Genomic DNA, 26,513 nt, shown 5'->3' on the forward strand with positions numbered 1-26,513 from the left:
ATGTTTCAGAATGGTTTTCAGCACCCTGTCCACATCCACCCCTGATTCGTCCGCGGCCTTCGCTCTCTCGGCGGCCCAGCGCGGCATCTGGTTCGCCCAGCAGCTGGCGGGTGACACGCCCGTCTCGATCGCCCAGTACGTGGAGCTCGCCGGCCCCGTCGACGTGCAGCTGCTCGCCGACGCGATCCGCCGCGCCGGGCGCGAGTTCGGCACCGGCTACCTGCGCCTGACAGAAATCGACGAGCTGCCCCGGCAGCTCGTGGACACCACGCTCGACGACGCGATCGACACCGTCGACCTGAGCGGCGCGCCCGATCCGGCGGCCGCTGCGCGAGCGTGGATGCACGCCGAGTACACCGCGCCCCTGGACCTGACCCGCGACCGGCTGTGCCTGATCGCCATGCTGCGCCTGGGCCCGGACCACTGGTACTGGTACTCGCGGTTCCACCACATCCTGATCGACGGCGTCGGCGCGCTCACCATGCTGCAGCGCACGTCCGAGATCTACAACGAGGCCGCCGCCGGGCACGAGATTCCGCCCGGCCGGGCCGAGCCGTTGCAGCGCATCGTGGAAGCCGATGCGGCATACCGGGATTCGGACAAGCTCCAGGCCGACCGGGAGTACTGGCGCGCGCATCTGGCGGGCCTGCCCGAACCGGCGCAGCTGGGCAAGCGCACCGGCGCGGTCGACGCCCACCCCCGCCTGCTCAGCGGCACACTGCCGGAATCCACGGCGGCCCTGCTGGATTCGCTCACCACCGCCCTGTCCACCAGTCCGGCGCCGGTCGTGGTCGCCGCCTTCGCCGCCTATGTCGGCGCCATGACCGGGGCGGGCGAGATCGTGCTGAGCCTGCCGGTGTCCGGCCGCACCACCGCCGTCCTGCGCCGCTCCGGCGGCATGGTCGCCAATGTGGTGCCGCTGCGGCTGCGTCCCTCCCCCACCGCCACGGTCGGCGATCTCATCCGCGCCACCCAGGGTGAACTCACCGCCGCGCTGCGCCGCCAGCGGTACCGGCAGGAGGACATCATCCGCGACCTCGGCTGGGCCATGGACGAGGTGGCGGGCTTCGGCCCGACGGTCAATCTCATGCTCGCCGACACCCGCATCCGCCTGGGCGGGGTCACCGGGCAGCTGCACGTGCTGACCTCGGGCCTCATCGACGACCTGTTCGTGAACGTCTATCCGGGCGGCGGCGCTGAACGCACGCACATCGACTTCCAGGCCAATCCGAACCGCTACGACGAGCCCGAACTCGCGGTGCTGCACGCGCGCTTCCTGGAGTTCCTGCACCGCTTCCTGGCCGGTGGCTCCGAACAACCGCTGGCGGCGGTGACCGCGCTCTCCGAAACGGAACGCGCCGAACTGGCCCCCGCACAGGGCAGCGAGGGCACCGGTCCGCGCACGCTGCCCGAGATCCTCGCGGCGGGGGCGGGCCGGAACCCGTCGGCCATCGCCCTGCGGGTGGACGGGACCGCGTTCAACTACCGTGAGCTCACCGAGTACACCGATCGGCTGGCCCGGGTGCTGATCGCGGCGGGGGCCGGACCGGAACGCACGGTGGCGATCTCGATCCCGCGTTCCGCGCAGTCGGTGCTGGCCATGTGCGCGGTCGCCCAGACCGGCGCGGCGTTCGTGCCCGTCGACCCCGGCTATCCGATCGACCGCATCGAGCACATGCTCACCGACAGCGGCGTGGTCGCGGGCGTGACGGTGGCGGGTTCCCAAGCGGCCCTGCCGGATCGGGTCGAGTGGCTGGTGCTGGACGACCCGGCCACCGAGAAGCTCATCGCCGCAAGCGATTCCGGTCCGATCACCGACGCCGACCGGCGTGCGCCCCTGCACCTGGACCAGGTCGCCTACCTCATCTACACCTCCGGCTCGACCGGGCTGCCCAAGGGCGTCGCGGTCACCCATCGCGGCCTGACGAATCTGGTCACCAGTTCCGGAGCCGCGTTCGGCGTCGGATCGGATGCCGTGGTGGCGCACGCGGTCTCGCCGAGTTTCGACATCTCGGTGGAGGAGCTGCTGGTCGCCCTCGCGGTCGGCGCGACGGTGGCGGTGGTGCCGCCGGCCGCCTACGCGGGCGAAGAGCTGGCGCGGGTGCTGCGGCACCTGGAGGTCACCCACCTGAATGTGACACCGGCCGTGGCGGGTTCGCTGGAACCGGACACGCTGCCGCGGCTGCGCACCGTGGTGGTGGGCGGCGACTCCTGCCCGCCCGAGCTGCCGGTCCGCTGGGCCGGGCGGTGTGTCATCAATGGCTACGGCCCGACCGAGGCCACCGTCACCGCCACCCTGAGCGCCCCGCTCGCCCCCGGCGATCCCATTACGATCGGCGCGCCCTCGCGGGGCATGGGGGCGGTCGTCCTCGATCCGTGGCTGCGTCCGGTGCCGCCGGGCGTGACGGGTGAACTGTATTTGTGCGGGCCTGGTCTGGCCCGCGGCTACCACCAGCGCATCGGCCTGAGCGCCGAGCGTTTCGTGGCCAGCCCGTTCGCGTCGGGCGCGCGCATGTACCGCACCGGCGACCTGGTGCGGTGGCGCCGGCGCGGCGACCGCTGGGAACTGGAGTACCTGGGCCGCGGCGACACCCAGGTGAAGGTGCGCGGCTTCCGTATCGAACTCGGCGAGGTGGACGCCGCGGTGGCGCGGTATCCGGGGGTCGAGATGGCGGTCACGGTGGGCGCGACCACGCCCGGCGGTGCGACCGCGCTGGTGTCCTACGTGCTGGCGGCCGATTCGGTGGTCGCGCCGGAGGAGGTGAAAGCCACGGTGGCCCAGTCGCTTCCGGCGCACATGGTGCCGTCGGTCGTGATGGTGCTGCACTCGCTGCCGCTCACCCCGGCGGGCAAGGTGGATCGCCGCGCGCTGCCCAGACCAGATTTCGGATCCGGCCCCCGCGCCGGTCGCGCGCCCGCCACCGAGCGGGAACGTGCGCTCGCGGAGGTCTTCGCCGCGGTGCTCGGGGTGGAATCGGTTGCGGCGGACGACAATTTCTTCGCCCTCGGCGGCGACAGCATCGTGGCCATCCAGCTGGTGGCGCGCGCCAAGGCGGCCGGACTCGGGCTGCGGGCCCGGGACGTGTTCGAGCACAAGACCGTCGCGGCGCTGGCCGTCGTCGCCACCGAGGTGACCGCCCCGGTGGTCCAGGAACTGCCCGGCGGCGCGGTGGGCCCGGTGCCGCTCACCCCGATCGTGCACGCCATGCTCGAGCAGGGCGAGACCTGGCCCAGATTCGCTCAGGCCGTGCTGATTCCGCTCCCCCGCGCTGAAGACATTTTCGCCTCCGGCGCTGGAGACACTCTCGCCTCCGGCGCTGGAGACACTTTCGCCTCCGGCGCTGGAGACACTTTCGCCTCCGGCACTGAAGACACTTTCGCCTCCGGCACTGAAGACACTCTCGCCTCCGGCACTGAAGACACTTTCGCCTCCGGCGAAGCCGGCCGATCCCGGCTCACGATCGCGGTGCAGGCCCTGCTCGACCGGCACGACCTGCTGCGCAGCACCCTCACCCACCGGCCCGCGAACGGTAGCGGCCCGTGGGAGTGGCGGGTCGGCGCGCCCGGCACGATCGAGGCCGGGGCCCTCATCGAAACCGTGACCGCCGCACCCGGCACCGACGGCGAGGACGAACTGCAGCGCGCGGCCGACCTGCTGGATCCCGCCGCCGGGATCGTGGCCCGCTTCGTGCTCATCGACCGTGAGGACGCCCTGCCACTGCTGTGGGTGGTGCTGCACCACCTGGTCACCGACGGCGTGTCCTGGCGCATCCTGCTGCCGGATCTGGCCACCGCCTGGGCGGGCGGACCGCTCGCGCCGGTGGGGACCTCGTTCCGGCGCTGGGCGCACGGGCAGGTCGAGCAGACCCCGGCGCGCGCGGCCGAGATCCCGCAATGGCGGCGGATCCTCACCACACCGGACCCGCGGCTGGGCACCCGGGCCCTGGATCCGGAGCTCGACACCGTGGCCACCATGGGGCAGCTGCGGACCGTCATCGACAGCGATACCGCCACGGCCGCACAGGAATTCATTCCGGCGCGCTTCCACTGCGGACTCGACGACGCCCTGCTCACCGCGCTGGCGCTGGCGGCGAGCCGCTGGCGGCGCACCCGCCGGACGCTGCTCACCGTGGAGGGGCACGGGCGTGAGGAATCGGTGCTGCCGGGTGCGGACATCTCACGCACCATCGGCTGGTTCACCAGCGTGTTCCCGGTGGCGCTCGACCTCGGCGACCTCGACCTCGACGACGCCTTCCGGGGCGGGCCCGCGGCGGGCGCGGCACTGAAGGCGGTGAAGGAGCAGCTGCGGGCGATTCCCGACAAGGGCGTGGGCTTCGGCATGCTGCGCTACCTCGGTGCGGGACCCAACCCGCTCGACGATTCGCCCACGCCGCAGATCAGTTTCAACTATCTCGGTCGCACGGGCGCGGGGGTGGAGCATCCGGGCGGCGCGGAAACCCCGTGGGTGCCGGTCAGATTCGCCGCCACCCAGGACGATCGCGCACCGCTGGCGGCGGTCGTCGACATCAATGCCTTCCACACCGCCGCCGGCCTCGAGGTGACCTGGGCCTACGCCTCACGGCTGCTCACGCCCGGGCAGGTGCGGGAGTTCGCGCGGCTGTGGGGGCGGGCGGTCACCGCGCTGGTGGCCCATGCCCGGCACGCCGGAGCCGGCGGGCACACGCCCTCGGACTTCCCGCTGGTCACGGTGGATCAGGCGCAGATCGACGCCTGGGAGCGGGAGTACCCGGACCTCACCGAGGTCTGGCCGCTGTCGCCGCTGCAGTACGGCCTGCTCTTCCACGCCCGCTACGACACCGACACCGCCGACGGGTACACCGTCCAGACCCGACTGTCGCTGGCCGGCCGGGTCGATGCCGCGCGGCTGCGCACGGCCGCGGCGGCGCTGACGGCCCGGCACGAGGTGCTCCGGGTGGCCTATGTCGAGACCGCCGACGGCCCCCGGCAGCTCGTGCTCGGCGAGGCCGAGATCCCTTGGCAGGACATCGATCTCACCAGCATCGAGGAACCGGCCGAACGGCAGCGGGAACTGGCCCGGCTCATCGCCGTGGACGCGGGCACCCGCTTCGACCTCGCCCGGCCGCCGCTGCTGCGCTTCAGCCTGGTACGCACCGAACCCGAGGCGTACACGCTGCTCATGACCAATCACCATCTGGCCCTGGACGGCTGGTCCACGCCGCTGGTGGTGCGCGAACTGCTGGCCGGATACCTGGCCGCGGTCACCGGGCACGAGATCGCGCAGGCTCCGGCACACTCGTATCGCGAATTCCTAGCCTGGCTCGATCAGCAGGACGACGCCGCGTCCCTGGCGGCCTGGACCGAGGCGCTGGCCGGGGTCGACGCACCGACCCGCGCGGTGCCCACCCTCGCGGGCATCACCTCGACCGAATCCGGCATGGTCTCGGCCGAATTCACCGCGGCGCGACTGGAGCGGCTCACCGACACCGTGCGCACCGCCGGGGCCACGGTGAACACCGCCGTGCAGGCCGCGTGGGCGCTGCTGCTGACCATGCTCACCGGCCGCACCGACGTGGTGTTCGGCGGCACCGTCTCCGGGCGGCCGCCGCAGCTGGCCGGGGTCGAGGAGATGGTGGGGCTGTTCATCAACACCCTGCCGGTGCGGGTGCGGCTGGATCCCGGTGAGCGCGTGGGCGATCTGCTGGCCCGGGTGCAGGCCGAGCAGGCGCGGCTGCTGGACCACCAGCACGTCGGGCTGGCCGCCATCCACCGGGCGGTCGGGCTGCCCGAGCTGTTCGACACCCTCACCGTCTTCGAGTCCTATCCCATCGACCGTGAAACCCTCTCGCGCGCACTGGATATCGCGGGCATGCGGATCCTCGACGTGTCCGGCACCGACGCCACCCCCTACCCGCTGAACCTCATGGTGATCCCGCAGCGCGCCGCCGACGGCAGCGAAAGCCTCACCATCACCGTCAAATTCATGGCCGACGAGCTGCCCGAGGCGGCCGCGCGCCGGCTGCTCCACCGGTTCGTACTGCTGCTCGACCAGATCGCCGACCATCCCGAGCGCCGCACCGCGCAACTGCAGCACTGCGATCCGATCGAACGCACCCAGCTGCTGCCCGTACGCGGCGGCACGCCCACCCCCCTGCGCACCCTGCCCGACATCCTGGCCGCGGGCGCGCGTATCAATCCGGACGGCATCGCCCTCAGCTCCGGCGCCCTCAGCATGACCTACCGCGACCTCGACGCCTGGTCCAATCGCTTCGCACGAGTCCTGTTGCGGCGCGGGGTCGGCCGCGAGAGCTTCGTGGTGCTGGCCCTGACCCGGTCGGTGGAATCCGTGGTGGCGGTGTGGGCCCTGGCCAAGACCGGGGCGGCGTTCCTGCCGCTGGACCCCAGCTATCCGGTCGAGCGCATCGAGCACATCCTGAGCGACTCCCGCGCGCCCATCGGGGTGACGGTGTGCGCGGTCGGCGAGACGCTGCCCGGCAGTATCGACTGGCTGCTGCTCGACGACCTCAACACCATCCGCCGGGTCATGACGGTGTCCGACGCGCACATCACCGACGCCGAACGCGGCGGGCCCATCAACCTCGCCCAGACCGCCTACCTCATCTACACCTCCGGCTCGACCGGCAAGCCCAAGGCGGTGCTGCTGAGCCATCGCGGACTCGCCAACCTCGTTGCCTCGCAACAGAGTCTGCTGGATCTGGACGAGGCCTCCAGCACCCTGCAGGTGGCCTCCCCCAGCTTCGACGCCTCGGTGCACGAACTGCTCATGGCACACGGCGCGGGCGGGCGGCTGGTCATCTCGCCGCCGGATGTGTACGGCGGCAGCGCACTCGAGGAACTGCTGCGCACCGAAGGGGTGACACACGCGGTCATCACGCCGTCGGTATTGGCCACCATGAATCCGGCGGGACTCGACGAACTCGGCTGCCTCTCGGTGGCCGGTGAGGCGGCCGGGCCCGAACTGGTGGCCGCCTGGTCCGCCGGGCGGCGCCTGGTGAACCTGTACGGCCCCACCGAATTCAGCGTGTGGGCCACCGGGCCGGGTGAGCTGCTGGCGGGCGAACCCATCACCATCGGCGCGCCCATTCGCGGCGCGGCCGCCCTGGTGCTCGACGGCTGGCTGCGGCCGGTGCCCACCGGGGTGACCGGGGAGCTGTATCTGGCCGGTCCCGCACTGGCCCGCGGCTACTTCAACCGATTCGGGCTCACCGCCGCCCGTTTCGTCGCCAACCCGTACACCGCGCCCGGCGCGCGCATGTACCGCACCGGCGACATGGTGCGCTGGGTGGAGGTCAAGACACCCGACGGCGCACAGCTGGAGCTGGAGTACCTGGGCCGCAGCGACTTCCAGGTCAAGATCCGCGGCCTGCGCATCGAACTCGGCGAGATCGACGCGGTGCTGGCCGCCGACGAGCAGGTCGACTACGCCGCCACCCTGGGCTGCCCCGGCCCGGGCGGGCAGACGGTGCTGGTCTCCTACGTGGTCGCCGCGGCCGGGCACACCCTCGACACCGAACTGCTGCGCACCCGCGTCGCCGCCGCGCTGCCGGGCTACATGGTGCCGAGCTACCTGATCGCACTCGACGATGTGCCGCTGACACCGGTCGGCAAGCTCGACCGGAATGCGCTGCCCGCACCGGATTTCGCGACCCTCGACCAGCGCTACCTGGCCCCGCGCACCGCCGTCGAAACGGCCGTCGCCCAGGTCTTCGCCGACGTCCTCGACGCCGAGCGCGTCAGCATCGACCGCTCCTTCTTCGACCTCGGCGGCAACTCGCTCACCGCCACCCGCGTGGTGGCCCGGGTGAACGCCGCCCTCGGCGCGACCATCGCCCTGCGCGACCTCTTCGACGCGCCCACCGTCGCGCAACTGTCGTCCCGCATCGTCCCCGGCACCGAGACTCCCGGGCTGCCGGCACTGGCCCCGCGCATCCGCCCGGACCGAATCCCGTTGTCCCCGGCTCAACAACGGATGTGGGTCCTCAACCGCCTGGACCCGGGCTCCGCCGCCTACAACATCACCGCGGCCCTGCGCCTGACCGGCGAGCTGGATGTGGCGGCCCTGCACGCGGCGGTCGCCGATGTGGCCGCCCGTCACGAATCGCTGCGCACCATCTACCCCGCCGACGCCGACGGCCCCCGCCAAGTGGTGCTCAGCGCCGAAGCGGCCGCGCCGCAGATCAGCTTCGCCGAGACGGGCGACGGCCCGGACCTGCGCGCGGCCATTGCCGAAAGCACCGGGGCGGGCTTCGATCTCACCCGCGAAGCCCCGCTGCGGGTCCGCGTGCTCCGGCTGACCGGCCCGGCCGAGGTGCACGTGGTGGTGCTGGTGGTGCACCACATCAGCGCGGACGGGGCCTCCATGGCACCGCTGGCCACCGACCTGGTGACGGCGTATCTCGCGCGCAGTGGCGGCGCGGAGGCCGAGCGACCGGCGTTGCGGGTGCAGTACGCCGACTATTCGATCTGGCAGCGGGAACTACTGGGCGACGAGGCGGATCCGGAATCGCGTGCCGCACAGCAGATTCGGTACTGGAAGGAACGGCTGGCGGCGACGCCCGACGTGCTGGAGCTGCCGACCGACCGGCCGCGGCCGGCGGTGCAGAGCCTGCGGAGCACGGATATGGAGTTCCGGCTCGACGCCGGATTGCACGCTGCGCTCACCGAATTGGCGGCCGCGAGCGATACCAGCCTGTTCATGGTGCTGCATGCGACGCTGGCGGTGCTGCTCTCGCGGCTGTCCGGCACGCCCGACATTCTGATCGGGACCGCCGTGGCCGGGCGCGGGGAGGCGGCCCTCGACAACCTGGTCGGCATGTTCGTGAATACGCTCGCCCTGCGCACACCCGTGGATCCCGCCACGGGGTTCCGGGAGTTCCTGGCGCAGGTGCGGGCCACCGATCTGGACGCCTTCGCGCACGCGGAGGTGCCGTTCGAGCGGCTGGTGCAGGTCCTGGACCCGCCGCGGTCGACGGCACAGCATCCGCTGTTCCAGGTGTCGTTGTCGCTGCAGAACTTCCAGCCGCCGGCGGTCGAATTCCCCGGGCTGAAGGTGACGGTCGAGCCCATCGAGCGGGACGCCTCGCAGTTCGACCTGACCTTCGATCTGCGCACCCCGCTGCCCGGCACCGAGGCAGCCGGGCTCGACGGCACGCTCACCTTCGCCACCGACCTGTTCGACGAGGCCACCGCCGCGCGGCTGGTGACCCGGTGGCAGCGGATCCTCACCGCCGTCACCACCGACCCCGGGGTCCGGCTGTCGGATATCGACCTGCTCGACGCCGCCGAACGGACCGCGCTGGTGCCGCTGCGCGGCCCGCGGCACCAACGGATCACCACACTCGCCCAGGTTTTCCGGGCCGCCGCCACCGCCCACCGCCTGTGCCCGGCCATCATCGCCGACGGGCGCGCGGTGTCCTATCGCGAGCTGGATACCGCCTCCCAGCGGCTGGCCATGCAGCTCTCGGCCGCCGGAGCGGGATCGGAAACGATTGTGGCGCTGGCCCTCTCGCGCGGCGTCGAGCTGATCACCGCGATCTGGGCCTGCGCCAAGGCCGGGGCGGCCTTCCTGCCCATCGACCCGCGTCACCCCCTGGACCGCATCGATCACATGCTGGCCGACTCGCGTGCGATGCTCGGGCTCACCACGAGCGCCCACCGGCCGCTGCTGCCCGACACCGTCGGCTGGCTGGTACTCGACGATCCCGCCGCCTCCAGCGTACGGATCGCAGTGGGGCAGAGCCGGATCCGCGCCATGACCACGTACCCGGATCAGCCCGCATGGCTCATCTACACCTCCGGGTCCACCGGCACACCCAAGGGCGTATCCGTCTCGCATCGCGGCATCGCCGACCTCGTGCGGGCCCAGCGGGAACTGCTGGGCCTCGGTGAGCACTGCCGCGTACTCCAGGTCGCCTCACCGAGTTTCGACGCCTCGGCCTTCGAGGCGCTCATGGCCTTCGGGTCCGGCGGCACCGCCGTGGTCGCCCCGCCCGAGGTGTTCGGCGGCGAGGCGCTGTCGGATCTCATTGCGGCGCAGGGTGTCACACACCTGGTGATCACGCCCTCGGCGCTGGCGACCCTGGACCCGGAGGCGGTGTCCAGCGTGCGAGTGCTGGCCGTGGCGGGCGAGGCCATCAGCCCGGACCTGGTGGCCCGGTGGTCGAGCGGGCGCACACTGATCAACCTCTACGGGCCCACCGAATTCACCATCTGGGCAACGGCTTCCGAGCCCCTCACCGCCGGACAGCCGGTCACCATCGGCACCCCGATCCGCGGTGCGGGCACCCTCGTCCTCGACGACCGCCTGCGCCCGGTGCCGATGGGTGTGGCCGGGGAGCTGTACCTGGCCGGACCGGCCCTGGCGCGCGGCTATCACGCGCGACCCGGTCTCACCGCGGCTCGCTTCGTCGCCGACCCGTACGGGCGTCCCGGTGAACGGCTCTACCGCACCGGCGATCTGGTGCGCTGGACCGGCTACCTCGACGAACCGCGCCTGGAATACCTGGGCCGCACCGACTTCCAGGTCAAGGTGCGCGGCCAGCGCATCGAACTCGGCGAGATCGATGCCGCGCTGTCCGCCGCCGAAGGCGTCGAATTCGCCGTCACCCTGGGCGTTCCCGGACCCGGCGGCGCCACCGCGCTCGCGGCGTATCTGCTGCCGGAGCCGGGGCGCGAGGTCGACCTGGCCGCCGTGCGCGCCCACGCCGCCGACAGGCTGCCCGGTTATATGGTGCCGACCGCGTTCGTGGTGCTCGACGCCATCCCGCTCAATGCCGTCGGCAAGCTCGACCGCAAGGCGCTGCCGGCGCCGGTGTTCGAGGCCGCGACCGAATACCGGGCACCGAGCACCGAGCTGGAAACCGTGCTCGCCGAGCTCGTCGCCGAACTGCTCGGCCGCGACCGGGTCGGCGTGCACGACTCGTTCTTCGCCCTCGGCGGCGACAGCATTCTCGCCATCCAGCTGGTCTCCCGTGCCCGGCTGCGCGGCATCGAACTCACGCCATTGCAGATCTTCGAGCATCGCACCGTCGCGGCGCTGGCCGCGCTCGCGGCGGCCGCGGGCGAGACCGTCGTCCTCGAGGAGCTGCCCGGCGGCGGAGTCGGCGAGCTGCCGCTCACCCCCATCGTGCGCTGGATGGTCGAACGCGGCGGCGACCACCGCAGATTCGCGCAGACCGCGGTGCTGGAACTGCCGCAGGGCATCGGGCGCGACCAGCTCGTCGCCACCGTCACCGCCGTCGTCGACCACCACGACGCCCTGCGTGCCCAGCTCGCCTACGCGGATGGCGACTGGCGGATGAGCATCCGCGAACCCGGCGCTGTCGATGTGGACGCGCTCCTGCATCGCATCGAATTCGACACCGCCGACGCGGTCGACCTGCGCGAATACGCCGTCACCGAACTGGATTCCGCGCTCGGCCGCCTCGACCCGGCCACTGGGACCGTCCTGCAGCTGGTGTGGCTGGACCCGGCCCCGGGCAGCCCCGCCGACCGCCGCGGCCGCCTCATCCTGGTCGCCCACCACCTGGTCATCGACGGCGTGTCCTGGCGCATCCTCATTCCGGACCTGATCGCCGCCTGGGCGCAGATCAGCGGGGACACGCCACCGATCCTGCCGGAGACCGGCACCTCCCTGCGCCGCTGGGCGCACGCGCTCGAGGAAGCCGCGCAACGCGAAACCCGTACGGCCGAACTGGATTACTGGCGTGAGGTGGCCGCCACCCCCGACCCGCCGATCGGGCCGCGCGCGCTCGATCCCGCCGTCGACCGGGTGCCGGCCGTCCGCACCGTCGAGATCGAGCTCGACGCGGACGTCACCACCGCCCTGCTCACCACCCTGCCCGCGCTGTTCGACGGCACCGTCGAGGACACCCTGGTGGCCGCGCTCACGCTGGCCGTCATGCGCTGGCGGATGGAACCCGGCGCGGCGGTGCTGATCCGGCTCGAAGGGCACGGGCGACAGCAGGAAATCGTTCCGGGAGCTGATCTTTCGCGCACCATCGGCTGGTTCACCACCGTGTACCCGGTGCGACTCGCCCTGTCCGACATCCCGATTCGCGACGCCTTCGCCGGCGGACCGGCCATGGGCACGGCCATCCGGGCGGTCAAGCACCAGCTGATGTCCGTGCCGGACAAGGGCATCGGCTACGGCATGCTGCGCTACCTCAACCCCGAGACCGCCGCCGACCTGCCCGACCGGGTGCCCGGCCGCATCGGCTTCAACTACCTCGGCCGCTACGCCACCGCCGACATTCCGGCCGGGCTCGAAGATCTCGGCTGGCTGCCCACCGACGAGTTCGGCGACCTGCACGCCATCGAGCACCCCGACGTGCCCGTCACCGCCGAGATCGAGATCAATGCCGTCGTGGTCGGGGACCGCCTGCAGGCCGCCTTCACCTTCCCCGAAACCCTGCTGCCCCGCCACGAGATCACCATGCTGGCCCACCTGTGGACCGACGCGCTCGCCGCCGCAGCCTATTTCGCCACCTCACCGGCCGCCGAGCTCGCCGCTGAGGCCGAACGCCGGTATCTGCGCGACCAGCAGGCCGCGGCCGAAATCGCTGCCATCCGGGCGGATTCGCCCCCGGGACTCGGCCTGGACGTGGTGCTGCCGATCCGGCCCGGCGGCGACGAGCCCGCCCTGTTCTGCATCCATCCGTCCTCCGGCATCGCCTGGACCTACCTCGGCCTCGCCGACACGTTGAACCCTGGCCGTCCCATCTACGGCCTGCAGGCCCCCGACCTGTCCGGCGAACCGCACGCCCGTAGCATCGCCGACTTTGCCGCGCGCTACGTGGCCGAAATTCGCCGACTGCAACCGCACGGCCCCTATCATCTGCTCGGATGGTCCTTCGGCGGCCTGATCGCCCACGCGATCGCCGCCCAGCTAGAGGCAACCGGAGACGAGGTCGGCACCCTGGCCCTGCTCGACGCGGACAGCACCGATATCGACGGTGACAGCATCGACCAGCTCACCGCCGGCTCCTTCGTCGCGGCCTTCGGCTCGGTCTTCGGGATCACCGACATTCCCGCCGACGCCAGCGCCGAACAGGCCGCGGCCATGATCCGCGACCGCATGGGCGGCGTCAGCCTGGTCGACGCGCAGACCCTGGAACGCATGGCCGCCTCCTACAACGCCTCCGCCGCCACCCGCACCGGCTACCAACGGCCCGTATTCCACGGCGACGCACTGTATTTCAGCGCCACCGTGCACACCTCCGACATCTTCGGACCCGCCGGCTGGCGACCCTGGATCACCGGGACCATCAGCAACCACGACATCGACGTCAGCCACGACGAACTCACCGCACCGCACGCGCTCGCGGCCATCGCACGCATTCTCGACGCACACCTGGGAGGGACGCCGTGAACACCGACAGTGGCAAACCCGATACAACAAACGTGGAAACCAGGACGGTCGCACCCCCGAGCAGCGTGCACACCGGCGTCGACGGCGTGGTCGTCGAAGACGTCGAGAAATCCTTCGGCGCGGTCCGGGCGCTGCGCGGCATCACCTTCAAGGCCGCGCCCGGCGAGGTACTCGGCATCCTCGGACCCAATGGCGCGGGCAAGACCACCACGGTCAATATCCTGTCCACCCTCATCGCCCCCGACAGCGGGCGCGCCCTGGTCGCCGGGCACGACGTCGTCACCGACGCCGCCGCGGTCCGCCGATCCATCATGCTGACCGGGCAGTTCGCCGCCCTCGACGACGCTCTGTCCGGGTACGAGAACCTCGTCATGTTCGGCCGCCTCATGGGCCTGCGCAAACGCGCCGCCCGCGCCCGCGCCGACGAACTCGTCGAGGAATTCGACCTGGTGCAGGCCGCCGGACGCCGCGTCGGCACCTACTCCGGCGGCATGCGACGGCGCATCGACATCGCCTGCGGACTCGTGGTGCGGCCCGAGGTGGTCTTCCTCGACGAACCCACCACCGGCCTGGATCCGCGCAGCCGGCAGGGCGTCTGGGACCTCGTCGGCGGATTCCGCAAACACGGCATCACCACCCTGCTCACCACGCAGTACCTCGAAGAGGCCGACGCACTCTGCGACCGCATCATCGTCATCGACCACGGCCTGGTCATCGCCGACGGCACCGCCGATGAACTCAAGGCCCGCACCGGCGGCAGCTACTGCGAGATCGTGCCGCTGCGCATCGAGGACCTGCCCGCCATCGCCCGCGCCCTCGGCGACCTGCTGCCCGCCGCCAATCGCGAAGCGCTGACCGGGGATTCGGACCGGATCGCCATCCCTGCACCGGAGGGCGCCAAGACCCTCGCCGAGGCGCTGCGCCGGCTCGACACGGCCGGAATGGAACTCGTCGACATCGCGCTGCGGCGGCCCTCCCTCGACGACGTCTTCCTCGAACTCACCGGGCACATCGCCAAATCCGAAGAAGCCGAAGACGATTCGCCGTCGGTCCGGTTCCGGACGACGGACGGGCGCTTCAGCGCCGAGGATCGGACCCGGTCATGACCGCCGTCGGGGCCGCACCCGCCGGGTGGCTCACCAACGTCCGCGCCACCCCCGCCACCCTCGCCCAGTGGTGGGTGCTCACGGCGCGGCTCATCGTGCCCTCGGTCAAAACCGGCGAAATCATCACCGCCATCCTGGCACCCATCACCTTCACCGCCAGCTTCTACATCCCGCTCAACCGCGTGATGTCCTTCGCCGGACTGGGATTCAGCAGCTACGCGCAGTTCATGGCGCCCATCGTCATCCTGCAGGCGTGCGCCTTCACCGCGGTCTCCGCCGCCTTCCGCGCCGCCACCGACGCGGTCTCCGGCCTCGACCGGCGCTTCGACGCCATGCCCATGCACCCGCTCGTCCCCGCCGCGGCGCGCATGTCCTCCAATGTGTTCCGGCTGCTCATCGGGCTCGCCTCGGCCGTGGTCAGCACTCACGTGATCGGGTTCCGCTTCGTCGGCGGCACGGTGCACACCCTGGGCTTCCTGGCCCTCGGACTGGCCATCGGCATCGCGTTCTGTCTCGCCGCGGACGCCGTCGGCACCGCCACACACAGCCCCGAGGCCACCTCCCAGGTGCTGGTACTGCCGCCGCTCATCCTCGGCATGCTCTCCACCGGTCTCGCCCCCGCCCACCAATTCCCGCACTGGGTCCAGTTCTTCGTCCGCAACCAGCCGGTCTCCCAATACGCCGAGGGGCTGCGCGCGTTCGGCGGCGACACCCTCGGCAAGGCCCACCCGGTGACCTGGTCCCTCATGATGCCGCCGCTGCTGTGGCTCGTGGGCAGCACCGCGCTGGCCTGCTACTTCATCGCCCGGCAGAACCTGAAGAGGTCCTGATATGGCCACCCTCGACCACCCCGAACTCGCCGACACCATCGTCTTCGGCGAAGGCTCGGCCCCAGCTCTGCTGCGGCACACCTGGATTCAGACCCAGCGCTTGCTGCTGCGCTGGGTCCGCGACCCCATCACGCTGCTCGAAACCCTCATCGTGCCGTGCCTGCTGCTGCTCATGCTCGACATCGTGGTGGGCTCACAGATCCAGAAGTTCTCCGGCCACAGCGCCCTCTACGGATCCACCCCCATGGTGACCCTGGTCGGCGCGCTCTCCGGAACCGTGGCCAGCGGTGTCATGCTCGGCCGGGAACGGGAGGCGGGCATCCTGTCCCGCTTCTGGGTGCTGCCGGTGCACCGTGCCTCCGGGCTCGCCGCGCGCATCATCGCCGAGGGCTGCCGCATCTTCGCCGGAACCGTCGTGATCATCTGCTTCGGCACCGCGCTCGGCTTCCGCTTCCGGCAGGGACCGTTGCAGGCCATCGCCTTCCTGTGGATTCCGGTGCTGTTCGGACTGGCCTTCGCCACCATGGTCACCGCCATCGCCGTGTTCACCGCCAAGTCCACCCTGGTCGAGGCCGTCGCACTGCTGTCGTCACTGCTCATGTTCTTCAGTACCGGATTCGTGCCGCTCCCGGCCTACCCCCAGTGGATTCAGCCCGTGGTCCGCGATCAGCCCATGTCGGTCGCCGTCGACACCATGCGTGCGCTGGCCGAGGGCGGACCCGTGGCGGGCCCGCTCATCCGGACCCTCGCCTGGTCCGCCGGCCTGATCATCGTGTTCGCCATCCCCTCCGCCTACGGCTACCGCCGGGCCAGCCGCCGCTGAGATCAATACCCCTATCCGGGAATGTCGGCGCCCAGGCGCGGCTACCTCCCGCAGCTACGCGCCGGGCCGATTAAGCTGTCGGCCGTGCTCGAACCCGAATCCACCGTCGCGCCGCACCCCGATATCGCCCACCTGGCCCCGCTACTGGGCACCTGGCGCGGCCGCGGCCGCGGCGAATACCCGACCATCGAACCGTTCGAGTACCTGGAGGAAGTGCACTTCGGCCACGTCGGCCGCCCCTTCCTCACCTACCGGCAGCGCACCCGCGCCGCCGACGGCAGTCGGCCCATGCACAGCGAGACCGGATACCTGCGGGCGATCAGCCCCGACCGCATCGAGCTCATCCTGGCCCATCCCACCGGCATCACCGAGATCTGCGAGGGCAGCCTGGTGACCGAGGACGGCGAGCTGCGCCTGGAACTCGACTCCACCTCGATCGGCCTCAGCAGCACCGCGAAATCGGTGACCGCGCTGGGCCGCACCATCACCGTCGCTGGTGACACCCTCGAGTACTCGCTGCGTATGGCCGCAGTCGAGCAACCGCTGACCCATCACCTCGCGGCGACCATGCAGCGGCAAAACTGACAGTGAACTTCGGGTTCCAACCCGGCCCGTAACCTGCCGCATCTCCGTCCAAACGGAATGCGGCAGCACACTTGCGGGTTGCCTCGGCATAAGTGACCGATTACCGTTTCTTCCATTGGCAAACAGTCAGCCAACCCTTAATGAGCACCGGATCACCACCGTGTTCGCCCATAGCGGCGAACGTTCGGGTCTCCCAACTCATCCCCAAACAAGGGAGAGGGACATGAAGCGCTCGGCCCTTCTGCTGATCACCACCGCAGGCATGATCCTCGCCGGTGCGGGCGTCACCGAGATCCTCGGCGACGCGTCCAGTGACGGACCACCCGTCCAAGCCCTTGCCGACCAACGCTTCGTGACCGACAACTTCGGCACGATCCATCCCGTCGCCTGCTCGCGACTCGACACCTACAGCGAACGCTGACCCTGCCGGGCGGTGGTCCTCAGTAGCCCGGAGGCAGCGCCGCGAGCATGTCCCGCGTCACCGCCACCGCATTGTCCGAACTGCCACCGCGCACCAGCAGGGTCGCCCAGGCCAGATCACCGCGGTATCCGATGAACCACGAGTGCGAACCGCCGTCCACCTCGGCCTCACCGGTCTTCCCGTAGACCTCGCCCTGATCGACGATGCGCGCGGCCGTACCGCCGAGCACCACCTTGCGCATCATCAACCGCAACCCGTCGATGACCTCCGGCTTCAGCTGCGGCCGATCACCCGACACCTGGGTCGGATGGCCCGCGATCAGATACGGCACGGGCGTCGAGCCGTGCGCCACCGTCGCCGCCACCATCGCCATGCCGAACGGGCTGGCCAGCACCTTGCCCTGACCGATGCCGTCCTCGGCGCGCTGCACCGGATCATCGTCGGGCGGCACCGAACCCGACACCGTCGGCAGGCCCGCCATCGTGTAGTCCGGGCCCAGTCCCAGCGCAGACGCGGCCGTGCGCAGATCCTGGCCACCCAGCTCCGAGGCGAGCTTGGCGAACGAGGTGTTGCAGGAACGCTCGTAGGCCGTCGCCATGGCCACATTGCCGACGCTGAACAGGTCGTAGTTGGGAATCGTGCGCTCCCCCACCACGATCTGGCTCGGGCACGGCACCACGGTGTCCGGGGTGGCGTGGCCGGCGGTCATGGTCGCGGCGGCGGTCACCGTCTTGAAGGTCGAGCCCGGCGGATAGAGGCCGATCGCCGCCACCGGGCCGTCGGCATCGGCCGCCTCGTTCTGGGCGATGGCCAGCACCGCGCCGGTGGAGGGTTGCAGCACCACCATCATGGTCTGCTCGGTGCGGGCATCCACCGCGCTCTGGGCGGCGTTCTGGATGTAGCGGTCGACGCTGAGCGAGAACGACGGGGAGGTCTGGGGATCGACCTCCTGCAGCACATCGGTGTCGACGCCATTGGCATTCACGGTCACCACACTCCAGCCCGCCTTGCCGTCCACCTCGTCGATGACGGTCTTGCGGACCTGGGTCATGAGGTCGGGGGCGAAGTGGCGGTCGGCGGGGACCAGATCGAATTCCTTGCTGAAGGTGACCCCGGACAGCCCCAGCAGCTGCGAATTCACCTCGCCGAACTCCCATTCCGAGAGCAGCGCCGCGGTGTAGGCGCCGTCGGCCCTGCCGGCCGCGCGCAACAGCGAGTCCGGGGTGAGGTGCGCGTCGAAGCGGTGCAGGGCGTTCGCCAGCGCCGCGGAGACCCTGGTCGGGTCGGCCGATGCCGACGGTTTGAACAGCACCCGGTACAGCGTGCCCGGCACCATCACGTCACTGCCCGAGCGTTCGTTCACCCGCGCCCGGGGCGCGGGATTCGAACGCAGTTGCAGCGTCTGGGTATTGCCCAGCTGCGGGTGGATGTCGGCGGAGGACCAGCGCACCTGCCACTGCCCGTTGGCGCGGCCCATCTGCAGCTGGCCCTGGTATGTCCAGACGCGGTCCTTGGGCAGATGCCATTCGTAGGTGTAGTCGACGATGGCGGTATCGCCGGTGACGCGGGCGGCGCCGGTGGTGGCCACCAGCTTCTCCGCTTGCAGCTGGTCCCACGCCGAAGCCAGTGCGGCACCGGCCTTTTCGGGCTGGCTGGTGCGGTCGGCCGCCGCCTGCACCTCATGGTCGGCGAAGGCGGAGACGAAGGCCTCGGCCGCCTGTGCGGGGCCCTGCGGACCCGACGAGCAACCGGCCGCGGCGACGGTGACCGGGAGGGCGACCGCGGCGGCGATCAGCGTGATGAAGACCCGTGTTGACATCGGATCAGATGCTAGAGCCAACTACCGGCAAACCGGTGCGACACACTGCACCGGAACGGATTTCACGCTCACATCACAGAATGTGGCTCAATCCAGCAGCACTGTCGCAAAGGTGGCGACCTGACGGAACCCCACCTTGCTGTACGCGCGGCGCGCAATTTTGTTGTAGCAGTTGACATATAGGCTGGCCGTGCGCCCGGAGGAGACCACCACATTCGCCACGGCCGCGGTGCCCGCGGTGCCGTAGCCCTGGCCACGCTTGTCCGGATGGACCCATACGCCCTGAATTTGTCCGGTGCGTCGTGACAACGCGCCGACTTCCGCCTTGAAGACGACCTCACCGTCCTCGAATCGTGCCCAGGCCCGGCCGGATTCGATGAGCCCCGACACCCGGCGGCGATAACTGCGCCCGCCGTCACCCGTGCGCGGATCGATCCCGATCTCCTCGGTGAACATCGCGACCGCCGCGACCAGATACCGGTCGATCTCCTCGGGCCGCACCCGGCGCACCCGCAAATCCGGCGCAATACTCGCGGGCCGTTCCAGCGCGAGCAGCGGCTGATCCTCGCGCACCTCCCGCGGCGTCCCCCAGTGCTCGGCCAGCAACTCCCACAGCGGCAGAGCCAGCTCGCGCCGCCCCACCACCGACGAGCACAGGCGCGGCCCCTTGATCGCGCGCTCCGCGAAGGCCTTCATATCGTCGCGACCACCGCGCAGCGGAACCAGATTCGCGCCCGAGAAACACAGCGACTCCGCCGGCCCACCCCGGGTCCACAGTTCGCCGTACACCCCGCGCGGGTCCAGCCCGTACTCCTGCAGGCGCGCGGCGACCATACAGGTCGCCACCGGATCGGTGTCGAGCACACGCAAGACCTGCGTCAGATCGCGGTTCGCGAGCTGACGGGTCCCGGACGTCCGGCCCCTGCGAGTCGGCTCCAGCACACTCCGCACGCTCACAGCCTGCCAGAACTTCCCGGCCCGCGCCGCACGATTGTCCCCAACCGCCCACCCATCAGGCAAAAGCCCCAACCCCCAACCCAATCCAACCTCTCGGTACGACATCCGCCCCACACCACTCCGAACGCGGCGGCCGGTACGGGTCCCGGGCCGAGGCGCGAACTATAACGGCCCGGGCGGCAGCGGCGGTGATGCCGATGCGGACCGGGCCGGGGTTGGGGTGTGGCTAGCCGGCGGTGACGACCGGGGCGCCGGATTCGGTGGTGTCGCCCATTTCCTCGGCGAGGCGCATGGCCTCCTCGATGAGGGTCTCGACGATGAGGTGCTCGGGGACGGTCTTGATGACCTCGCCCTTGACGAAGATCTGGCCCTTGCCGTTGCCGGAGGCGACGCCGAGGTCGGCCTCGCGGGCCTCACCGGGGCCGTTCACGACGCAGCCCATGACGGCCACGCGGAGGGGGACCTCCATGCCTTCGAGGCCCGCGGTGACCTGGTCGGCGAGGGTGTAGACGTCGACCTGGGCGCGGCCGCAGGACGGGCAGGAGACGATCTCCAGCTTGCGGGGGCGCAGGTTGAGGGACTGGAGGATCTGGGTGCCGACCTTGATTTCCTCGGCGGGCGGGGCGGAGAGGGACACGCGGATGGTGTCGCCGATGCCCTCGCTCAGCAGGGAGCCGAAGGCGACCGCCGACTTGATGGTGCCCTGGAAGGCCGGGCCGGCCTCGGTCACGCCCAGGTGCAGCGGGTAGTCGCACTGCGCGGCGAGCTGGCGGTAGGCCTCGACCATGATCACCGGGTCGTTGTGCTTGACCGAGATCTTGATATTGCCGAAGCCGTGCTCCTCGAACAGGCCCGCCTCCCACAGCGCGGACTCGACCAGCGCCTCGGGGGTGGCCTTGCCGTACTTCTCCAGCATCCGCTTGTCCAGGGAGCCGGCATTGACGCCGATACGGATCGGAATGCCCGCGTCACCGGCCGCCTTGGCGACCTCCTTGACGCGGCCGTCGAACTCCTTGATGTTGCCGGGGTTCACGCGCACCGCGGCACAGCCCGCGTCGATGGCGGCGAAGATGTAGCGCGGCTGGAAGTGGATGTCGGCGATCACCGGGATCTGCGACTTGCGGGCGATGGTCGCCAGCGCGTCCGCGTCCTCCTGACGCGGGCAGGCCACGCGCACGATGTCGCAGCCGGACGCGGTCAGCTCTGCGATCTGCTGCAGGGTGGCGTTGACGTCATGGGTCTTGGTGGTGGTCATCGACTGGACCGAGACGGGGAACTCACTCCCCACTCCGACATTGCCCACCATCAGCTGGCGCGTCTTGCGCCGCGGTGCGAGAACGGCCGCCGGTGCGGCCGGCATCCCCAAAGCGATGGCACTGCTCACGATCGGCTGCCTACTTTCGACTAAGTCCTCACCCTTACCGGCTCCGAGCTTACCGAGGCTCTGATACCGGTCGCCCTGTGACGGCGGCGACAAGGGTACCCGCGCCGGCTGCAGGACTCGGAATCGGCCCGGGGCCTACGGTTCATATTCCTTGCAGTCGACGCGAAGGTTTACGCTCCGAAAAGTGAAGGTAGCGAATCCAGATCCGTGGCCGGCAACACCGGAAGAGGCCGTGGCACTGCAAGATCGGCTGCGCGCGCGGGTGATCGCCGCCAACCCCCGGCCACCGGAATTCCGGACGATTGCGGGGCTTGACTCGGCCTACGACGACGACGGCAATGTGGCGGCCGCCATTGTGGTGCTGGACGCCACCACGCTCGAGACCGCCGAGACCGCCACCGCGCGCGGCACCACCGATTTCCCGTACGTGCCGGGCCTGCTCGCCTTCCGGGAGCTCCCCACCACCCTGGCCGCCCTCGAAAACCTCACCGTCACACCGGATCTGCTCGTCTGCGATTCCCAGGGCCTGGCCCACCCGCGGCGCTTCGGCTTCGCCTGCCACCTCGGCCTCTTGACCGGCGTGCCGACCATCGGAGTCGCCAAGAACGCCTGGGGCGAGTTCGAGGAGCCCGCCCCCGAGCGCGGCGCCTCCACCATCATCACCATCGACGGCGGCCCGGTCGGCCGCGCCCTCCGCACCCGCACCGACGTCAAACCGGTCTATGTCTCGGTCGGCCACCTGATCGACCTGGATACCGCCTGTAGCCAGGTCCTCTCATTGACCCCCGAATACCGCCAGCCCGAAACGACGCGCCGCGCCGATCATCTGTGCCGCCAGCTCCTCCGCGAAATCTCCGCTACTGGAACAACTTCACCGCATTGAGGCGCGGGACACCGTCAGATGCGTGCGCCCTTGGCCAAGTTGCAGCCCCGGCACAGGATCTGGAGGTTGTCGACACTTGTCGCACCGCCTCGGCTCCAAGGAATGACGTGGTCGAACTCGAGGTACTCCTGGGAGCCGCATTCGGCGCATTTCCCGGCGTCACGCTGCCAGACCTGCGACTTCACATCTTGCGGAATCGCACGGGAGTCGCGTTGTCCGGGCGCGAGCACCAGACGTTTGGCGATACGCAGCGTGCCCTCCAAGACGGCGGCGACGTACTCGGCATCCCGCACCCGGTAGCGACCGCCGCCTCGGGCCGTTGTCGCATCGATCACTACCGTGTCGTACTCGTGCCGAACGGACACGATCTTGGCCCACGCCAGTTCGCTCCCCGCACCGGCGCTGATGAAACGCAGCTTCCGGCTGCTGCCGATCAACCGCCCCGAACTCTGTTTCGGACCGCTGGCCAGGTATCTGATCTGCACCGCGTCGACGTCCACGTGCAGCAGCTCGTCCACGCCGAGGTGCAGATCGGGCCGGCTCACCCGGGGTAGATCCCCGGCCCGCACCTGAGTGAGCGACCGGCCGCGGAGCATCCGTTGCCGCAAACCATGGATCAGCGATCCCGCGGCGGACAGATCGGCGGCGGCCTCCAACTCGGAAACGGTCCGGTCGAAGTCGTCCAGCTCCTCCTGGTCGATCTGGTCGTCGGCGAAAGCGAAGGCGACCATCCGCTCCAGGTGAGCGATCGCCAGCGGCCGCAACGCCTCGCGCCCGGTGAACTCGCTGACCATATGGAAACGAAGCACGACCCAGAGTTCGGCCCAGCGCGCCCCACGGGGCCCGTCTGCGGTCAGCACCTGCCATGCTTGGCCTCGCCAAGTCTCCATCAGCTGGTGGACTTCGCGAAGGCACCATTGGCACGGCGAGTCGACAACAAGTCGGCGTACCGCGGACCGGTCGGTGCGCCGACTGGGCGGTGCGCCGCCAACTCGACGCACCGCCCTCGGCCGGCCGCAGCGCTCGCAGGTCGCTGGATCGTGCTGTGGGTGTTGCGGCCGCCGGTCCCCAGTCCAGGCCGTCCCATCCCACCACTGCAGTTGCCCGGCGCTCTGCGGCGCCACGTACCAGCCGGGAGCCATGACCGGCGCAGGCACCTCGGCACCCGCCATTGGCGGCGGTACCGCTGGAACAGCCGGTGGCGATGGCGGCGCCTGATCGTCGTCCACCGCAACGCCGAACTCCTCGGCGAGGCCACGCAATCCGCTCGACCAGCCCTGTCCGACCGCACGGAACTTCCAGCCGCCGTCACGGCGATAGAACTCACCGAACACCATGGCCTGCACCGATTCCGGGCTCGAAACACGGTAGTCGAACAGCCGACGGCCGCCGTCCTGAACGCTGATCACCAGCGCTGGAACGTCCGGGAAGGAACCGGTCGCGACGGATCCCGCGATCACGACACGGTCCACCCCGGGTTCGATCTCGCTCAGGTGCACCGCCAAGCCGGCCCGCCCGGGCGTGATCTGTTCCAGCACAACGGCACCGGACGGATGGCGGGGCGCATTGAAGAAGACGAAATCATCGTCGGATCGGATCTTCCCCGTCGTGGCCAGCAGCAGAGCATGCGGGTCGACTTCCCGGTCGCCATCCCATTCCAACACCAGCGATACCGCCGACGCGGCCACGAGCGCATTTGCACCACGCGCCAACTCCACGACCCAGACCCCGTTCCTCGTGCACAGTTGATCTCGAGCCGCGCACTGCGCCAGGAACTTTGGACTTCCGATCCGCATCCGAGCCCAGTTGCGGCCTTGGCGACACAGACTACCCAGCCGCACCGACACCCATCAGCGGACCGCTCAGGTCGACTGATGCCGGTTCCGTTGGAAGCCAGCCGTTTTCAGGCTCAGGGGAACAGCTTGACCGGATTGACGATGTCGGCGACCAGGGTGAGGATCATGTAGGCGCCGCCTATGACGACCACGACGTAGGTTGCGGGGAGCAGCTTCAGGTAGTCGACCGGGGCGCCGTCGGGGAGGCCCTTGCGGTTGCGGAAGAGGTTGCGGAGCTTTTCGTAGACGACGACGGCCATGTGGCCACCGTCGAGGGGGAGCAGCGGGAGCAGGTTGAAGGCGCCGAGGAAGAAGTTCAGGCTGGCCAGGGTCAGGACGAACATCGACCAGAGGCCGTGTTCGGCGGTCTCGCCGCCGATCTTGGAGGCGCCGTAGACGCTGACGGGGGTCTCGGGGTCGCGGGTGCCGCCGGTGACGGCGTGCCACAGGTCGACGACCTTGGAGGGCATCTGGGCCAGGGATTCGACGGTGCGCACCGCGATCTGGCCGGTGAACGCGCCCGACGCGGGGATGGCGGACAGGATGTTGTGCTGCACCGGCGCGTAATAGTCCTGGCCGACACCGACCTTGGCGACCGTCTTCGGGGTGCCGTTCTTCTCCTGGTAGATCACGGCCAGCTGCGGGGTGACCGGAATCTGGAGGGTCTGACCGTCACGCTCGACGGTGTAGGTGAAGGTGCCGGTCTGCTTCTCCGTCTCGGCGCGGAAGTCGTTCCACGTCTTGATCTTGACGCCATTGACCGCGGTCACCCGGTCGCCACGCTGCAATCCGGCCAGCTGCGCGGGGCCCTCGCCGGTGCAGGGCAGCGCCTTCTGGTCCGGGCCCATATTGGCCACACAGCTCATCGCCCCGAGCTGGGTGGCCGGCGGCTGATCGAAACGCGGCAGCCCCCAGCCCACCGCGAGCAGCACGATGAGCAGATAGCCGATGAGGAAGTTCATCAGGATGCCGCCGGACATCACCAGCAGCCGCTTCCAGGTGGCCTGCCGGTACATGGCCCGGTCGAGTTCCTCGGGTTCGAGCTCGTCGAGGGCGGTCATGCCCGCGATATCGCAGAACCCGCCCAGCGGCAGCGCCTTGAGACCGTATTCGGTCTCGCCGCGCCGCCAGGAGAAGACCTTGGGCCCGAAACCGATGAAGTAGCGCCGCACCTTCATGCCCGTGGCCTGCGCGGTCCACATGTGGCCGCATTCGTGCAGGGCGACCGAGGCCGTGATCCCGAGGGCGAACAGTACGAAGCCGATCGCGTAGACCATCCGGTTCCGAGCCCTCCTGCTGTCAGCCGCGCACGATCGTGCGTGCGGTGTCGCGCGCCCACGTATCGGCCGCGAGCACCTCGTCCAAGCTACCGGGTTCGGCGCTCCAGCGGTCGGCGGACTCCACGACGCGCGCAACGGTGCGCACGATGTCGGGGAATCGGATGAGCCCGTCGAGGAATGCCTGCACGGCGATCTCGTTGGCGGCGTTGTAGACCGCGGTCACGCAGCCGCCGGCCTTACCGGCCTGGCGGGCCAGCTCGACGGCCGGGAAGACGGTGTTGTCGACCGGCTCGAAAGTCCAGGTGGAGGCGGTGGAGAAGTCGCACGCGGCGGCCGCGCCGGGAACGCGGTCCGGCCAGCCCAGCGCGAGCGCGATGGGCAGCTTCATATCGGGCGGGCTGGCCTGGGCAAGCGTCGAGCCGTCGGTGAAGGTGACCATGGAGTGCACGATGGACTGCGGGTGCACGGTGACGTCGATGCGGTCGTAGTCGATGCCGAACAGCAGGTGCGTCTCGATCAGCTCGAGGCCCTTGTTCACCAGCGACGCCGAGTTCAGCGTATTCATCGGGCCCATGGACCAGGTCGGATGGGTCTTGGCCTCGGCCGGATTCACCGACTCCAGCATCTCGGTGGTCCAGCCGCGGAAGGGTCCGCCGGAGGCGGTGAGCACCAGTTTGGCGACCTCGCCCGCGCTGCCGCCGCGCAGGCACTGGGCCAGCGCCGAATGCTCGGAGTCCACGGGCACGATCTGTCCCGGCTTGGCCGCCCGGGTCACCAGCGAGCCGCCCGCCACCAGAGACTCCTTGTTGGCCAGGGCGAGTCGCCGCCCCGATTCCAGCGTGGCGAGGGTGGGCTCCAGGCCGAGCGAGCCGACCAGCGCGTTGAGCACCACGTCCGCGTCGGTGCGCCGGACCAGCTCGGTCACGGCGTCCGGACCCGACAGCGCCACACCGAGTTTCGCGGCCGCCGCCTGATCGGCCACCGCCACGTTGCCGGTCCCGGTGGCCGCGATCTGCTGGGCCAGCAGGTCCGCATTGCCCCCGCGCGCCGCGAGACCCACCACTTCGAAGCGGTCGGGGTTGGCCGCGATCACCTCCAGTGCCTGCGTACCAATCGAACCGGTGCTGCCCAGCAGCAGAACTCTCACAACGTCGGACACGGATCCATTGTCCCCTGCCCCCTGCTCGCTACGACGCTGGGTCGTATGTCACGATATTGGCC

At 70.2% G+C, this 26,513-nt stretch carries 13 protein-coding genes; 7 read left to right on the forward strand and 6 right to left on the reverse strand.

The genetic code is table 11. The annotated features are described in order from the left end of the window. The first annotated feature begins 10 nt into the window (after positions 1–10). From ACFXHE_RS24520 to ACFXHE_RS24545, 6 genes are all read left to right on the forward strand, one after another. Positions 11–13,369, forward strand: coding sequence for an amino acid adenylation domain-containing protein (locus ACFXHE_RS24520; RefSeq protein ID WP_379386567.1), 13,359 nt, complete (start codon positions 11–13; stop codon positions 13,367–13,369). A gap of 65 nt (positions 13,370–13,434) precedes the next feature. Then, on the forward strand, positions 13,435–14,475 hold the full coding sequence (locus ACFXHE_RS24525) for an ATP-binding cassette domain-containing protein (protein WP_379386891.1): 1,041 nt from the start codon (positions 13,435–13,437) through the stop codon (positions 14,473–14,475). Further along, positions 14,472–15,305: an antibiotic transporter gene (locus tag ACFXHE_RS24530; RefSeq protein ID WP_379386569.1), complete on the forward strand. Its 834-nt coding sequence runs from the start codon at positions 14,472–14,474 to the stop codon at positions 15,303–15,305. The genes ACFXHE_RS24525 and ACFXHE_RS24530 overlap by 4 nt, the downstream gene beginning before the upstream one ends. Before the next feature lies 1 nt (position 15,306). After that, the gene (locus ACFXHE_RS24535; RefSeq protein ID WP_379386571.1) at positions 15,307–16,128 is read left to right on the forward strand and encodes an ABC transporter permease; all 822 of its coding nucleotides are present in this window, start codon (positions 15,307–15,309) and stop codon (positions 16,126–16,128) included. A 75-nt stretch (positions 16,129–16,203) separates the two neighbouring features. Beyond that, complete coding sequence (locus tag ACFXHE_RS24540; protein WP_379386893.1) at positions 16,204–16,713, forward strand: peroxynitrite isomerase; 510 nt, start codon at positions 16,204–16,206, stop codon at positions 16,711–16,713. Positions 16,714–16,936: 223 nt separating this feature from the next. Then, positions 16,937–17,134, forward strand: coding sequence for a hypothetical protein (locus tag ACFXHE_RS24545; RefSeq protein ID WP_379386573.1), 198 nt, complete (start codon positions 16,937–16,939; stop codon positions 17,132–17,134). 19 nt (positions 17,135–17,153) lie between these two features. Here ACFXHE_RS24545 and ACFXHE_RS24550 read toward each other — a convergent pair whose 3' ends face one another. From ACFXHE_RS24550 to ispG, 3 genes are all read right to left on the reverse strand, one after another. After that, entirely contained in the window at positions 17,154–18,953 is a 1,800-nt protein-coding gene (locus ACFXHE_RS24550; RefSeq protein WP_379386575.1) for a penicillin-binding transpeptidase domain-containing protein, read from the reverse strand. Between the two features lie 87 nt (positions 18,954–19,040). After that, the gene (locus ACFXHE_RS24555; protein WP_364623910.1) at positions 19,041–19,904 is read right to left on the reverse strand and encodes a GNAT family N-acetyltransferase; all 864 of its coding nucleotides are present in this window, start codon (positions 19,902–19,904) and stop codon (positions 19,041–19,043) included. Between the two features lie 232 nt (positions 19,905–20,136). Next, positions 20,137–21,270: a flavodoxin-dependent (E)-4-hydroxy-3-methylbut-2-enyl-diphosphate synthase gene (gene ispG, locus ACFXHE_RS24560; RefSeq protein ID WP_379386894.1), complete on the reverse strand. Its 1,134-nt coding sequence runs from the start codon at positions 21,268–21,270 to the stop codon at positions 20,137–20,139. Positions 21,271–21,526: 256 nt separating this feature from the next. Between ispG and ACFXHE_RS24565 the strand changes: the two genes are divergently transcribed. Then, positions 21,527–22,177: an endonuclease V gene (locus tag ACFXHE_RS24565; RefSeq protein WP_379386577.1), complete on the forward strand. Its 651-nt coding sequence runs from the start codon at positions 21,527–21,529 to the stop codon at positions 22,175–22,177. Positions 22,178–22,191: 14 nt separating this feature from the next. Here ACFXHE_RS24565 and ACFXHE_RS24570 read toward each other — a convergent pair whose 3' ends face one another. The 3 genes from ACFXHE_RS24570 to dxr form a co-directional block, all read right to left on the reverse strand. Further along, complete coding sequence (locus ACFXHE_RS24570; RefSeq protein ID WP_379386579.1) at positions 22,192–23,895, reverse strand: TerD family protein; 1,704 nt, start codon at positions 23,893–23,895, stop codon at positions 22,192–22,194. 191 nt (positions 23,896–24,086) lie between these two features. Next, positions 24,087–25,289 carry a M50 family metallopeptidase gene (locus ACFXHE_RS24575; protein ID WP_379386581.1) on the reverse strand — a complete coding sequence of 401 codons (1,203 nt, stop codon included), beginning with the start codon at positions 25,287–25,289 and terminating at the stop codon, positions 24,087–24,089. 22 nt (positions 25,290–25,311) lie between these two features. After that, positions 25,312–26,451 (reverse strand): 1-deoxy-D-xylulose-5-phosphate reductoisomerase, encoded by a 1,140-nt coding sequence (dxr, locus tag ACFXHE_RS24580; RefSeq protein ID WP_379386583.1) that lies wholly within the window; start codon positions 26,449–26,451, stop codon positions 25,312–25,314. Between the last annotated feature and the right edge of the window lie 62 nt (positions 26,452–26,513).

This window comes from Nocardia sp. NPDC059229 (genome assembly GCF_042754165.1).
GTDB lineage: Bacteria > Actinomycetota > Actinomycetes > Mycobacteriales > Mycobacteriaceae > Nocardia.